The organism is Streptomyces sp. NPDC047022 (assembly GCF_040644155.1).
GTDB lineage: Bacteria > Actinomycetota > Actinomycetes > Streptomycetales > Streptomycetaceae > Streptomyces.
In genome coordinates this window covers 1-12,156 of the sequence record NZ_JBEYVV010000018.1, presented here as the reverse complement: position 1 = coordinate 12,156, position 12,156 = coordinate 1, and the positions used below count along the sequence as shown (strand labels likewise).

General features: G+C 71.0%; 11 protein-coding genes and 1 tRNA gene. 7 read left to right on the top strand and 5 right to left on the bottom strand.

What is annotated here, in order from left to right:
• Nucleotides 1–4: 4 nt before the first annotated feature.
• On the top strand, nt 5–1,321 hold the full coding sequence (locus tag ABZ845_RS19625) for a phosphoribosyltransferase family protein (RefSeq protein WP_360981093.1): 1,317 nt from the start codon (nt 5–7) through the stop codon (nt 1,319–1,321).
• 113 nt (nt 1,322–1,434) lie between these two features.
• Here ABZ845_RS19625 and ABZ845_RS19620 read toward each other — a convergent pair.
• Nucleotides 1,435–1,522 (bottom strand) — tRNA-Leu (locus tag ABZ845_RS19620).
• Nucleotides 1,523–1,705: 183 nt separating this feature from the next.
• On the opposite strand from ABZ845_RS19620, the gene ABZ845_RS19615 reads away from it, so the two are divergent.
• The 3 genes from ABZ845_RS19615 to ABZ845_RS19605 all read left to right on the top strand — a co-directional run bounded on the left by ABZ845_RS19615 (nt 1,706) and on the right by ABZ845_RS19605 (nt 4,380).
• Nucleotides 1,706–3,034 carry a M20/M25/M40 family metallo-hydrolase gene (locus tag ABZ845_RS19615; protein ID WP_360981090.1) on the top strand — a complete coding sequence of 443 codons (1,329 nt, stop codon included), beginning with the start codon at nt 1,706–1,708 and terminating at the stop codon, nt 3,032–3,034.
• Nucleotides 3,035–3,211: 177 nt separating this feature from the next.
• A complete protein-coding gene (gene chpH, locus ABZ845_RS19610; RefSeq protein WP_360981087.1) occupies nt 3,212–3,445 on the top strand; it encodes a chaplin ChpH in 234 nt (77 codons plus the stop codon).
• A 128-nt stretch (nt 3,446–3,573) separates the two neighbouring features.
• Nucleotides 3,574–4,380, top strand: coding sequence for a chaplin (locus tag ABZ845_RS19605; protein WP_360981084.1), 807 nt, complete (start codon nt 3,574–3,576; stop codon nt 4,378–4,380).
• A gap of 81 nt (nt 4,381–4,461) precedes the next feature.
• On the opposite strand, the gene ABZ845_RS19600 is transcribed toward ABZ845_RS19605, so the two are convergent.
• Nucleotides 4,462–4,650, bottom strand: a complete 189-nt coding sequence (locus ABZ845_RS19600) for a DUF5703 family protein (protein ID WP_360981081.1) — start codon at nt 4,648–4,650, stop codon at nt 4,462–4,464.
• Nucleotides 4,651–4,697: 47 nt separating this feature from the next.
• Between ABZ845_RS19600 and ABZ845_RS19595 the strand changes: the two genes are divergently transcribed.
• Nucleotides 4,698–5,387, top strand: coding sequence for a hypothetical protein (locus tag ABZ845_RS19595; protein WP_360981078.1), 690 nt, complete (start codon nt 4,698–4,700; stop codon nt 5,385–5,387).
• A gap of 171 nt (nt 5,388–5,558) precedes the next feature.
• On the opposite strand, the gene ABZ845_RS19590 is transcribed toward ABZ845_RS19595, so the two are convergent.
• A complete protein-coding gene (locus ABZ845_RS19590) occupies nt 5,559–7,799 on the bottom strand; it encodes an ATP-dependent RecD-like DNA helicase (RefSeq protein WP_360981075.1) in 2,241 nt (746 codons plus the stop codon).
• Nucleotides 7,796–8,779 carry an aldo/keto reductase gene (locus ABZ845_RS19585; protein WP_360981072.1) on the bottom strand — a complete coding sequence of 328 codons (984 nt, stop codon included), beginning with the start codon at nt 8,777–8,779 and terminating at the stop codon, nt 7,796–7,798. The genes ABZ845_RS19590 and ABZ845_RS19585 overlap by 4 nt, the downstream gene beginning before the upstream one ends.
• A gap of 168 nt (nt 8,780–8,947) precedes the next feature.
• Here ABZ845_RS19585 and ABZ845_RS19580 point away from each other — a divergent pair, with 168 nt between their 5' ends.
• A complete protein-coding gene (locus ABZ845_RS19580) occupies nt 8,948–10,003 on the top strand; it encodes an LLM class F420-dependent oxidoreductase (protein WP_360981069.1) in 1,056 nt (351 codons plus the stop codon).
• A 205-nt stretch (nt 10,004–10,208) separates the two neighbouring features.
• On the top strand, nt 10,209–10,997 hold the full coding sequence (locus tag ABZ845_RS19575) for a ferritin-like domain-containing protein (protein WP_360981066.1): 789 nt from the start codon (nt 10,209–10,211) through the stop codon (nt 10,995–10,997).
• Between the two features lie 24 nt (nt 10,998–11,021).
• On the opposite strand, the gene corA is transcribed toward ABZ845_RS19575, so the two are convergent.
• Complete coding sequence (corA, locus tag ABZ845_RS19570; RefSeq protein WP_360981063.1) at nt 11,022–12,020, bottom strand: magnesium/cobalt transporter CorA; 999 nt, start codon at nt 12,018–12,020, stop codon at nt 11,022–11,024.
• Nucleotides 12,021–12,156 lie beyond the last annotated feature (136 nt).

The window sequence follows — 12,156 nt, the reverse complement described above, 5'->3', positions numbered from 1 at the left end:
CATCGTGGTCTTCATGGACCGTCTCGAAGCCGGCCGGCTACTGGGTGAACACCTCGCGCGGCTCGGCCGCCTCCGGGACGAGGATGTGGTGGTCCTGGGGCTGCCCAGGGGAGGGGTGCCGGTCGCCGCGGAGGTCGCGGAGGCACTCGGTGCCCCGCTCGACGTCTGCCTGGTCCGCAAGCTGGGCGTGCCGTACCAGCCGGAGCTGGGCATGGGGGCGCTCGGCGAGGGCGGTGTGCGGGTGATCAACGACGCGGTGATGCGGGAGGCGCACGTCACCCCGGAGCAACTGGCGCTGGTCGAAGTGGAGGAGAGCGCGGTACTCGAGAGCCGGGCCCGCCGCTACCGGGGCGGGCGCGCACCGGCCGCTGTCGAGGGGCGCACGGTCGTGGTGGTCGACGACGGGGTGGCCACCGGATCGACCGCCCGGGCGGCCTGCCGTATCGCCCGCGCCCGCGGCGCGCGTCGGATCGTGCTGGCCGTGCCCGTCGCACCGCATGACTGGACCGAACGCCTGGGCGAGGAGGCCGACGAACTGGTCAGCCTGGAGACGCCGCGCGACTTCTACGCCGTCGGCCAGTTCTACATCGACTTCGCCCAGGTCGAGGACGAGGAGGTGGCCGCCTGCCTGGAAGGCGCGGGCAGCCGCCCCGGATCCGTCGCGCGGGCCCCCGGGCCCGCGGACCACGAGGCCGAGATCGACGCGGGCGCCGTCCGGCTGCGGGGCCGGCTGACCGTGCCCGAGGGGGCGGCCGGAGTCGTGGTCTTCGCGCACGGCAGCGGCAGCAGCCGGCACAGTCCGCGCAACCAGTTCGTCGCCGAGGGCTTGAACCGGGCCGGGCTCGGCACCCTGCTGTTCGACCTGCTTACGGAGGAGGAGGAAGGCGACCGGGCCAAAGTGTTCGACACCGGCCTGCTGGCCGGGCGGCTGACCGAGACCACCGACTGGCTGCGCGGACAGCCCGAGGCCGAGGGGCGGCCCATCGGGTACTTCGGTGCCAGCACCGGTGCGGCCGCTGCGCTGTGGGCCGCCGCGGAGCCGTCTGCGCATATCGCCGCGGTCGTCTCCCGTGGCGGCAGGCCCGACCTGGCCGGGCCACGGCTGCCCCAGGTCACGGCCCCGACCCTGCTGGTCGTCGGTGGCGCCGACCCCGTCGTACGCGACCTCAACCGTGAGGCGCAGACCAGTCTGCGCTGCGAGAACCATCTCGCGATCGTCCCCGGCGCCACGCACCTGTTCGAAGAACCTGGAGCCCTGGAAGCGGTGACCGGCCTGGCCCGCGACTGGTTCACCGATCACATGGCCCCGGCTCACGTGTAGCGGCGGGCCGCGCGGCTTGTCGCATCACCGGTCACGCAGAGTCGTGCCGGTTCACGCCGGGGTTTGGGAAAACAGAAAGACCCCAGGTCAACTGGGGTCTTCGCTGGTTTCGCTGGTGTCCGAGGGGGGACTTGAACCCCCACGCCCGATAAAGGGCACTAGCACCTCAAGCTAGCGCGTCTGCCATTCCGCCACCCGGACAAGGTGTCTGTCGTGCGGGGTTTCCCTCGCGACGACGAAGGAAACATTACCAGGCTTTCGGGGGCGTTCGATCACGCCGTGTTCCGGGCGAACGCGTGTGACGGACCCGCAACGGCCTTGGGGTGCGGCCGTGGATGGAGGGAGGATGGGGGACCACCAGCAGCGACAGCGGGAGGAAGCAGCGTGACCGACAAGGACACGGCCAGGGGCGGCGTCACCGGCGAGGACGAGGTCGTGGACCTCTGTCGCGAGCTGATCCGGATCGACACCAGCAACTACGGCGACCACTCCGGGCCCGGTGAGCGTGCCGCCGCCGAGTACGTCGCCGAGAAGCTCGCCGAGGTGGGGCTCGAACCGCAGATCTTCGAGTCGCACAAGGGCCGCGCCTCCACGGTGGCCCGTATCGAGGGCGAGGACCCCACTCGGCCCGCACTGCTGATCCACGGCCACACGGACGTCGTACCGGCCAACGCGCTGGACTGGACCCACGATCCGTTCTCCGGGGAGATCGCCGACGGATGCGTCTGGGGGCGCGGCGCCGTCGACATGAAGGACATGGACGCCATGACGCTGGCGGTCGTCCGCGACCGGCTGCGCAGCGGGCGCAAGCCGCCGCGGGACATCGTCCTCGCCTTCCTCGCGGACGAGGAGGCAGGCGGGACCTACGGCGCCCGCCATCTCGTGGACCGCCACCCCGAGCTCTTCGAGGGTGTCAACGAGGCGATCGGCGAGGTCGGCGGATTCTCCTTCACGGTGAACGAGAAGCTGCGGCTGTACCTCGTGGAGACCGCGCAGAAGGGCATGCACTGGATGAAGCTGACCGTGGACGGCACCGCCGGACACGGTTCGATGATCCACAAGGACAACGCCATCACCGAGCTGTCCGAGGCCGTCGGGCGCCTGGGGCGGCACAAGTTCCCGGTGCGCGTGACCAAGACGCTGCGCCACTTCCTGGACGAACTCGGCGATGCGCTGGGCACCGAACTCGACCCCGAGAACATGGACGAGACGCTGGCCAAGCTCGGCGGGATCGCCAAGCTGATCGGCGCCTCGCTGCAGAACACCGCCAACCCGACCCAGCTCGGCGCGGGGTACAAGGTCAACGTCATCCCGGGCCAGGCCACCGCGCACGTCGACGCCCGTTATCTGCCGGGCTACGAGGAGGAGTTCCTCGGCGACATCGACCGTATCCTCGGCCCGCGCGTCAGGCGTGAGGACGTGCACACGGACAAGGCGCTGGAGACCACCTTCGACGGAGCCCTGGTCGAGGCCATGCAGACCGCGCTGTCCGCCGAGGACCCCATCGCGCGTGCCGTGCCGTACATGCTGTCGGCCGGCACCGACGCCAAGTCCTTCGCCGACCTCGGCATCCGCTGCTTCGGGTTCGCGCCGCTGAAGCTTCCGCCGGAGCTGGACTTCGCGGGCATGTTCCACGGAGTCGACGAGCGCGTGCCGGTGGACGCCCTCCAGTTCGGCGTACGCGTTCTCGACCGGTTCATCGACGCGTCCTGAACTCCCTTTGACCCGTCCCGGTTTGCGCGCTGAAACGAGACAGCAGTATTCGCCAGCGCGTACGGAGACCGACCGGGACGGGTGAATGCGACCATAAGCTCGTAGCTCCATTACTCCCTCCTCGTTACATGAGGTGTGATCCGAGGCTTGGATCGCTTTTGCCAACGAGGAGGAAGAATGATCAAGAAGGTCGTCGCTGCCGCCGTTGTCACCAGTGGCCTGGTGCTCGCGGGTGCGGGCATGGCTGCCGCCGACTCGGGCGCCCAGGGTGCCGCCGTGGGCTCCCCGGGTGTTCTGTCCGGCAATGTCGTTCAGGTCCCGGTGCACGTCCCGGTGAACGTCTGCGGTAACACGATCTCGGTGATCGGGCTGCTGAACCCCGCCTTCGGCAACACCTGCATCAACAGCTGACGCTGCGCCGCGTCGGCCCCGGAGCGCGCGCCATGCGCTCCGGGGCCGACCGGTTCCCGCGCGTCCGCCCGTGCAGTGTGCGGCCGCGTTCCAGAAGGTCCATGACAAGGTCGAAGAGGGAATCAGCAATGCGACAGGTCACCCGCAAGGGCCTGATGACGGTGGCGGCTGCGACCGGTGTCCTCGCCGTCACCGGCGGTTACGCGCACGCCGACTCGGGTGCGTCCGGACAGGCCACCAACTCGCCCGGCGTGCTGTCGGGCAACCTGGTCCAGGTGCCCGTGCACGTCCCCGTGAACGTCTGCGGCAACACCGTGAACGTGCTCGGACTGCTCAACCCGGCGGCGGGCAACGCCTGCGCCAACACCGGCGGCCGTCACACCGGAAGCACCGGCGGCTCGCACGCGAGCGGCCACACCAGCCATTCGCCCGGCGTCGGCTCGGGCAACACCGTGCAGGTGCCGGTGGATGTCCCCGTGAACGTCTGCGGCAACTCCGTGAACGTGATCGGGCTCGGCAACGGGGCGGCGGGCAACCACTGCGGCAACGGGGGAGGCGGCCACGCCGTCACCCCGCCCGGCGGCGGCCACCACACGCCCCCGCCCGGCGGCCACCACTGCCCGCCCACGCACGGCGGCGGCACCACGCCTCCCGGTGGCGGAGGTACGACTCCTCCCGGCGGTGGTGGCGGAACCACTCCTCCGGGTGGCGGCACCACGACGCCCGGTACGCCCACCCAGCCGGGACAGCCCGCCCAGCCCGGCGGCGGACAGCACCCCGTCCACACCGGAACGCAGGTCACGCCCCAGAGCGCATCCACCGCACAGCTCGCCCACACCGGCAGCGACATGCCTCTGGGCACCCTGCTGCCCGCCAGCGCGGGCGCGCTGCTCGGTGGCACGCTGCTCTACCGCCGGTCGCGCGCGAGCAGGTGACACGCGCGGTCGTCCGGTACGACCGGTGAAACAGATCGGGCCCCGCCGATGCGGGGCCCGATTCGTTTCAGTCACCTTCGCTCACCATGTGGCACGTATCTGGCGGATGATCCGCCGGCGCAGCCGCACCCTGCGACTGCCGTCACGCAGCAGGCTCAGGCGGTCCAACTCCCATTGTCCGTACTCGGCATGGTCGGTCAGCAGACGTGTGGCCTCCTTGCGGGACACCCCGCGAGGTACAAACACATCGACAAATTCGTATTCCGGCATCGCATCTATTGTGCGGGCTGGGGCCCGGTACGGATAGCGTCTGCACTATGTCTGATGCTGCGCAGCCCACAGCTGCCGAGGTACGCGCCGCCGCCGAGGCGGTCAAGACCGCGCTCGACCGCCATCTGGCCGCGGTGGAGCGCAGGACGGGCGAGGACGACCCGGCCGTCTACGAGGCGTTCAACGAGCTGGCCGCGGCGGCCGAGGAGTACGACGAACTGCTGTATGACCGCTACGACGAAGTCACCCCCTTCGAGATCCCCGGTGTGGAAGAGCCGCTGCCGCCGTACACGGGCCCTGAGGAACCCAACGCGCTGAGCGTGCTGATCCGCCGGGACTACGCCGTGGCGGAGCCCCATCGGCTGCTCGCGCAGGCACAGCGCGTGGAGGCCGCCGACGAGGAGGGCGGCGTCGAGTCGTCGGCCGGTACTGTCCACGGGGCGCTCGGCGTGCTCTTCGGGGAGTTCGAACCGGACGAGATCGCCTCCCGGCACCGGGATTTCGGCCTGGAGGAGGGCGACTCCACGCTGTGGGTGCTGGCCGCGGACGAACCGGCCGAGCCGGGGGAGTGGCTGGAGACCCCGTTCGAGCCGGTCGATCCGCAACGGGTCGTCTGCCGGTTCGACGTCAGTGCCGTCTTCGACGACGAGGCGGAGGACGACCTCGAGGAGGACTTCGCCATCGGGGCGGAGCTGGACGACGACGAGGATCTGGAGCCGCTTGACGCGGAGCGGTAGCGCTCCCGCTCGGGGTTCGGTGCGTTGTTGCCTGCGGGTGCGTGGGGGCTTTTTGCGCAGTTCCCCGCGCCCCTGGTTGGGGTGGGGTGCGTTGTTGTCTGCGGGTGTGTGGGGGCTTTTTGCGCGGTTCCCCGCGCCCCTTTGGGGCGCGGGGAACCGCCCTGTCCGTGATCAGGTCTGGGGCGGGAGCTGGGGGTGGAGGAGGACGGGCAGGCGGGTGGTTCGGGGCTTTGCCGGGGTTTCGGAGACGGCTCGGGGGAGGGCCTGTTCCGCCCCGTGCACCACGGACAGGTGCCGGGCCGCTCTGCCGAACGCCGTGTAGACCCAGGGGCGCGAGAGCGTCTGGGTGGCGTCGCCGGGCAGTACCACGACCACCGCCGGCCACCGTAGGCCCGCCGCCTGGTGCGCGGTCAGTGCCCAGCCGTGCCGCACGGACTGCTCGACCCGCTCCTTCGGTACGACGACGGGGGTGCCCGCGCACTCCAGATGCAGCCCCTCGGCGTCCGCACGCACGACATGGCCCGGCAGCACCCGGCCCGGGGCCGGGCAGTACGCGATCCGGTCGCCGGGGTCGAAGCCCCCGAAGCGTCCGGGGCCGGGGTTGAGCCGCTCCTTGAGCGCCGCGTTCAGCGCGTGGGTCCCCGCGGCTCCGCCATGGCCCGGCGTGATCACCTGGGTCTCCGGCACCGGGATGCCGATGGCCCGCGGCACGGAGTCCGCGACCAGTTGCACGGTCCGGTGCACCGCCTCCCCCGCGTCCCGCACCGGCACGATCACGACCTCCTTGCCGGGCGCCTCGACCTGGGGGAGCTCACCGACGCCGACCGCGGAGACCAACTCGCCGATCGGGCCTGGATCGGGGGTCCGCGAGGCGATCCGGGGGCAGGCACGGGTGGCGAGCAGATCGGCGAACACCCGCCCGGGACCCGTCGACCACAGCACCCCGGGGTCGCCGCTCAGCACCAGACGGGCGCCGTCGGGCAGTGACTCGGTGAGCAGAGCGGCGGTCTCGACGTCCAGTTGGGGTGCGTCCAGCACGATGAGCAGGTCGAGCTCCAGCGCTCCTTCCGGATCACGGCCCGGGCCCTCTGCACCGGACAGCAGACCCGCGACCGAGGCGACCGGTGGGTGTGAAGGCTCCCCGGCGGCCTCCGCCGGGGCGAGCCGGCCGACCAGCGCGGCGAACGGTTCGCGGGCGGCCGGGTTGTGCACGGCGGCCCAGGCGCGCATCCCGAGGCCGCCCGCCTCGTAGAGCACTCTCGCCGCCTCGGCGCGCGAGGCCTCCCCTCCGGTGTGGAGCACCAGGCCATGGGCGGCGACCGCGCGGATCAGCTCTCCCGCGGAGCCCTGCGCCGAGTCGGCCGCCCGCTCCCGGTCCTCGGCCGGACCGTCCTGCTTGGGCACCGAATTGATCAGACGGGCCAGTCCGTCGGCAAGGCTCTCCTCGGCCAGGGCATAGCGCTCAAGGCCGATCAGGACGCGCACCGGCCGGTCTTCGTCCTCTTCCGTGGCGCCTTCGGGCGCTCCCGGCTCCAGGGCGTCCTGAAAGGCGAGGGCCTCACCCTCGGCGAGGGTGGCCTGCACGGCCGCCTGGGTGTCCGGCACCGATCGCTGGGCGAGCGCCGCCTCGAGGGCCGGGACCTCCAGTGCGGTATGCCCGGCCAGGGCCGCCTGTTCCAGCAGCCAGACCGTCAGCGCGCGGCTCCGCCGCTCGTCGTCCGGGCGGCACTCGTCGCCGAGCAGCGCCCGGGCGAAGCCGTCGGCCTGCTCGGGGCGCACCCCGGTGACCCGCAGCAGCAGCCAGGGGTCCGTGCGCAGGCGCGCGTCCGCTTCCTCTCCGAGCACCGCTGCGACCCGGGCCGCGAGGGCCTCGGGGGCGCCCCCCTCGGCGAGCACGCTGCGCACGGCTCCGACCGCCTCGGCGCCTGGCGCGGCCGGGGCGATGGGCGGCGCGACGGGCTGTGCACGTCGCTCGGGTGCCGGTGCCGGCCTGCGCGGAGCGGAGGGAGCCGGGCCGCCGAACACGCTCGAAGACGGCTTCTGGCCGCTCTCCACGGCCCGCACGGCCGCGAGCAGATCGGCGGCCTGCCCGCTGAGATTCCTGCCCGCCTCGATCTGGCCCTTCTTCTCGGCCTTCCGACGCTCGATCCGCTCCCGCTCGACCTCCTGGGCAGCCAGCTCGGCCTCCGCCTCGGACATCCGGGCCGCGGAGGCATCGTCCTGCTCGCCGTCCCCGTCCACCCCGGAGGGCGGCGTCTCCTCGCCCGCGTCGGCGCCGGGGGACGGCGCCCCCTCGTCACCGTCGGCGCCGGGCACGGCGGATCCCTCGGTTCCCCCCGCGCCCGCTGCCGCCCCGTCCTCCGGCTCCTGCGGCCGGGGGGCCGACTCCGTGGTCTCCGGGTCCGTGCTCACAGCGTGCTCCAGTCGTGATCGGGATAGCGGTGCACCGGGGCCGACACATCGTCCAGCGCCCGGCAGATCTCGTCCGGAAGACTAAGCGTCTCCACTGACAACGCCGCCGAGAGCTGCTGTGCGGTGCGCGCGCCGACGATCGGCGCGACCACTCCCGGCCGGTCGCGCACCCAGGCCAGCGCCACCTGGAGCGGTGTCGAGGCGAGCCCGTCCGCTGCCGTCTGCACCGCGTCGACGATGCTGCTCGCCGTGTCGTCGAGATAGGGCGCGACGAACGGGGCCATGTGGTCCGACGCGCCGCGCGAGTCGGCCGGCGTCGACTGGCGGTACTTGCCGGTGAGCACGCCACGGCCCAGCGGAGAGGACGGAAGCAGTCCGATGCCGAGGTCCAAGGCGGCGGGCAGCACCTCGCGTTCCACGCCGCGCTGAAGCAGGGAGTACTCCATCTGCGTACTGGCGATGCGCGTCCGTGTGCCCTGTGCCGCGAGCTGCCAGGTCGCCGCCTTCGCCAGCTGCCATCCGCAGAAGTTGGACACGCCCGCGTACCGCGCCCGGCCGCTGCTGACCGCCAGGTCCAGCGCCTGCAGGGTCTCCTCCAGCGGCGTATGGGGGTCGAAGGCGTGGAGGTGCCAGACGTCCACGTAGTCCGTGCCGAGACGGGCGAGCGAGGCGTCGAGCGCGGAGAGCAGATGGCCGCGCGAACCGTCGAAGCGGCGCTCGGGATCCGGGATGCTGCCTGCCTTGGTCGAGATGACCAGGTCACGGCGTGGAACGAGTCCGTCCATGAGCTGCCCGAGCAGATACTCGGCCTCCCCGCTCGCATACACGTCCGCCGTGTCCACGAGGGTCCCGCCGGCCTCCCAGAACACCTTCAACTGCCCCGCGGCGTCATGCTCGTCCGTGTCGCGTCCCCACGTCAGGGTGCCGAGTCCGATCCGCGACACACGAAGGCCGGTACGGCCGAGATGCCTCTGCTCCATGAACGCCGAGATTACGGCCTGAACTTGCCTCGTGGGGGACCTGTGGACAAGCGACTTCCCGGATGCGCCGGCAGCGCGACACCGCGTGAACGGACCTCCCCACCGGGAGGACCGCCGCGCTATGGTCTGCGCACAAGGGACGTTACTGATCGGTAAGGGGAATCGGCCATGCAGCTCGGGATCAACCTCGGCTACTGGGGTGCCGGAATGGACACGGACAACCTCGCCGTGGCCCAGGAGGCGGATCGGCTCGGGTACGCGGTGTGCTGGGCCGCCGAGGCGTACGGCTCAGACGCCGCCACCGTGCTCACCTGGGTCGCCGCGCACACCGAACGTATCGACGTGGGCTCGGCCATCTTCCAGATCCCGGCCCGTCAGCCCACGATGACGGCGATGACCGCCGCCACTCTCGACTCGCTGTCCGGTGGCCGCTTCCGCCTCGGTATCGGTGTCTCCGGGCCGCAGGTCTCCGAGGGCTGGTACGGCGTCAAGTTCGACAAGCCGCTGGCCCGCACCCGGGAGTACGTCGAGATCGTACGGAGGGCGATGACGCGCGAGCGTCTGACCTACGAGGGTGAGCACTGGACCCTTCCGCTGCCCGGCGGCCCCGGAAAGCCGCTCAAGCTGACCGTCCACCCCGAGCGCGAGCACATCCCGCTCTACATCGCCGCGATCGGCCCGAAGAACCTGGAGCAGACCGGCGAGATCGCCGACGGCGCCCTGCTCGTCTTCTCCTCGGCCGATCTCCTGGAGGAGACGGCGCTGCAATACCTGCGCGCCGGGCGCGAGAAGGCGGGCAAGACCCTCGAGGGCTTCGACCTGTGCCCCACGCTCCCGCTGGCGTTCGGCGACGACAAGGACCTGGCCACGCTCGCCGACACCTTCCGGCCCTACACCTCCCTCTACGTCGGCGGGATGGGCAGCCGTAAGCAGAACTTCTACAACCAGCTCGCCCAGCGCATGGGGTACGAGAAGGAGGCGGCCGAGATCCAGGACAAGTACCTGTCCGGCGACAAGCAGGGTGCCGCGGCCGCCGTTCCGCACGAGATGATCGACCGCTGCTCCCTGCTGGGCTCCGTGGACCGCATCGCCGACCGTATGAAGGAATACGCCGAGGTCGGCGTCACCACGCTCACCCTGGCGCCCGCGGGCTGGACGCTGGACGAGCGGATCGCCGCGCTGCGGGCCGGAGCCGAGGCCCTGGAGCGCGCCGGACTGGCCTGACGGGAACGCGGAAAGTCACCACGGCCGTGGTGGGGGCTCGGGGGTCTTCCCCGCCACGGCCGTCACTGGGAACAACGCGCCCGGGCCGTCGCGGTTACGGGGCCGCGGTCCTCCGTTCGGCTCAGGAGCCCGGCACAGCTGTTGCAGTACCTCGGGGCCCGCATTTGACTCGTTCTTTGCGGAGTCCTGCAGAGAGGTGCCCCCGATGCCTTCGGTGAAGAGCCTGTTCGAGGAGATCCTCGACAACGACGAGTCCTTCCGGCTGTTCTGCTCGATCGCCGCCAGCGGCGAGTCACAGGGCGGCTGGGAGAACGGGCGCATCGCGGCACTCGTCCCGGCGAGCGAGCAGCGGCTCGCCCCCAGGATCGCCCGCCATGGCGCGGACGAGGACAAGCACGGACGGATCTTCAACGCGCTCTTGAAGAAGCGCGGACTCACGCCCGTTCCGGTGCCCGCGGAGACCGACTACACGATGCTCCTGGAACGCCGGGGCATCGGGCTCGCGCACGAGAGGCTCAAGGCCGACCAGCCGCTCACCGTGCAGGACGTCATCACCTACCTGGCGCACAGCAGGGTCACCGAACAGCGCGCCGCCGAGCAGATGGCGACGCTCCGCAGGCACTTCGCCGAGCACCCGGACGTGGGCAGGGCCGTTCGCATGATCTCCGGCGACGAGGACAACCATCTCGCGTACTCCCATGAGGAGCTGCTGTACTTCGTGACCGCAGGCCACGGCCGGTTCATCCGGCGGACACTGCGCGCGTGCGCGCTCGCCGAGATCCGTGTCCACCGGGACGTCAGCCTCGCCGTGATGGCCCACATGGGGCTCATCCTCGGCTGGTCCCGGGCCAGGTCGTCGCTGCTCGCGGCCGGAATCCGGGTGATGTACGCCTACGAGCGGCTCATCGGCTGGCGGCGCATGGTGAGCCTGAGCATGCCGGAACGGCGCGACGCGCTCGGCGGGCCCGCCGAGCGCGCCCCCGAGTTCGCCTGAGCCCGGCCCCCCTCCCCGGCACCGTCACAGCCACCCGCGCCGCTTGAACGTCCGGTACAGCACGACTTCGAGCGCCGCCATCACCAGGATCACCGCGGGATAGGACCACACCCAGTGCAGCTCGGGCATGTGCTCGAAGTTCATCCCGTAGATACCCGCGATCATGGTGGGCACCGCGGCCATCGCCGCCCACGCCGAGATCTTCCGCATGTCGTCGTTCTGCCGGACGCTCATCTGCGCCAGATGCGCCGACAGGACGTCGGAGACCAGCCGGTCGAGAGCCTCCACCGACTCGTTCACCCGGATCAGATGGTCGTTGACGTCACGGAAGAAGGGGCGCGACTTCTCCTGTACGAAGGGCACCGCCGCACCGTACGCCGCCTGCCCCGCCAGCCGGGACAGCGGCGGCCCCAGCGGTACCGTCGCCCGCCGGAACTCCTGGACCTGCCGTTTGAACATGTAGATCCGCGAGGCCGTGTGGCGTGACACGCCCCCCGAGGGCGAGAAGACCTCGGTCTCCACCTCGTCCAGATCGGTCTGGAGTTCGGTCGCCACGTCCAGATAGCGGTCGACGTTCGAGTCCGCGATCGAGTACAGCACCCCCGTCGGCCCGTGCCGCAGCATCTCGGGCTGCTCCTCCAGATGCCGCCGGATCGATGCGAGAGGCATGTTCTCGCCGTGGCGCACGGTGACCACGAAGGAGTCGCCCAGGAAGATCATCAGCTCGCCGGTGGAGACGGTGTCGCTGTCCGAGTCGTAGGACACCGGCTTGAGCACCACGAACAACGAGTCGTCGTACACCTCCAGCTTGGGCCGCTGATGTGCTTTCAGCGCATCCTCCACGGCCAGCGGATGGAGCCCGAACTCCTGGGTGACCAGTTCGAACTCTGTCTCGGTCGGCTCGTGCAGACCGATCCAAAGGAAGGTGTCGGAGGAGGCACGCGCCTCGGCGAGGGCGTCGGAGAGGTCCTCGGGGCCCTCGGTCCGGCGTCCGTCGCGGTAGACGGCACAGTCGATGATCACGGAGCGTATTCTCCCGTCAGGCGTACGGCTGTGCATGCCGGGGGGGGGGTGCCTCTATGTCTTTCGTCAAGCGAGGCGTGGGGTTCTGGGTTCGTAGAAGGTGCCGTCGCGGAGCATCGCGAAGAGCACGCTGATG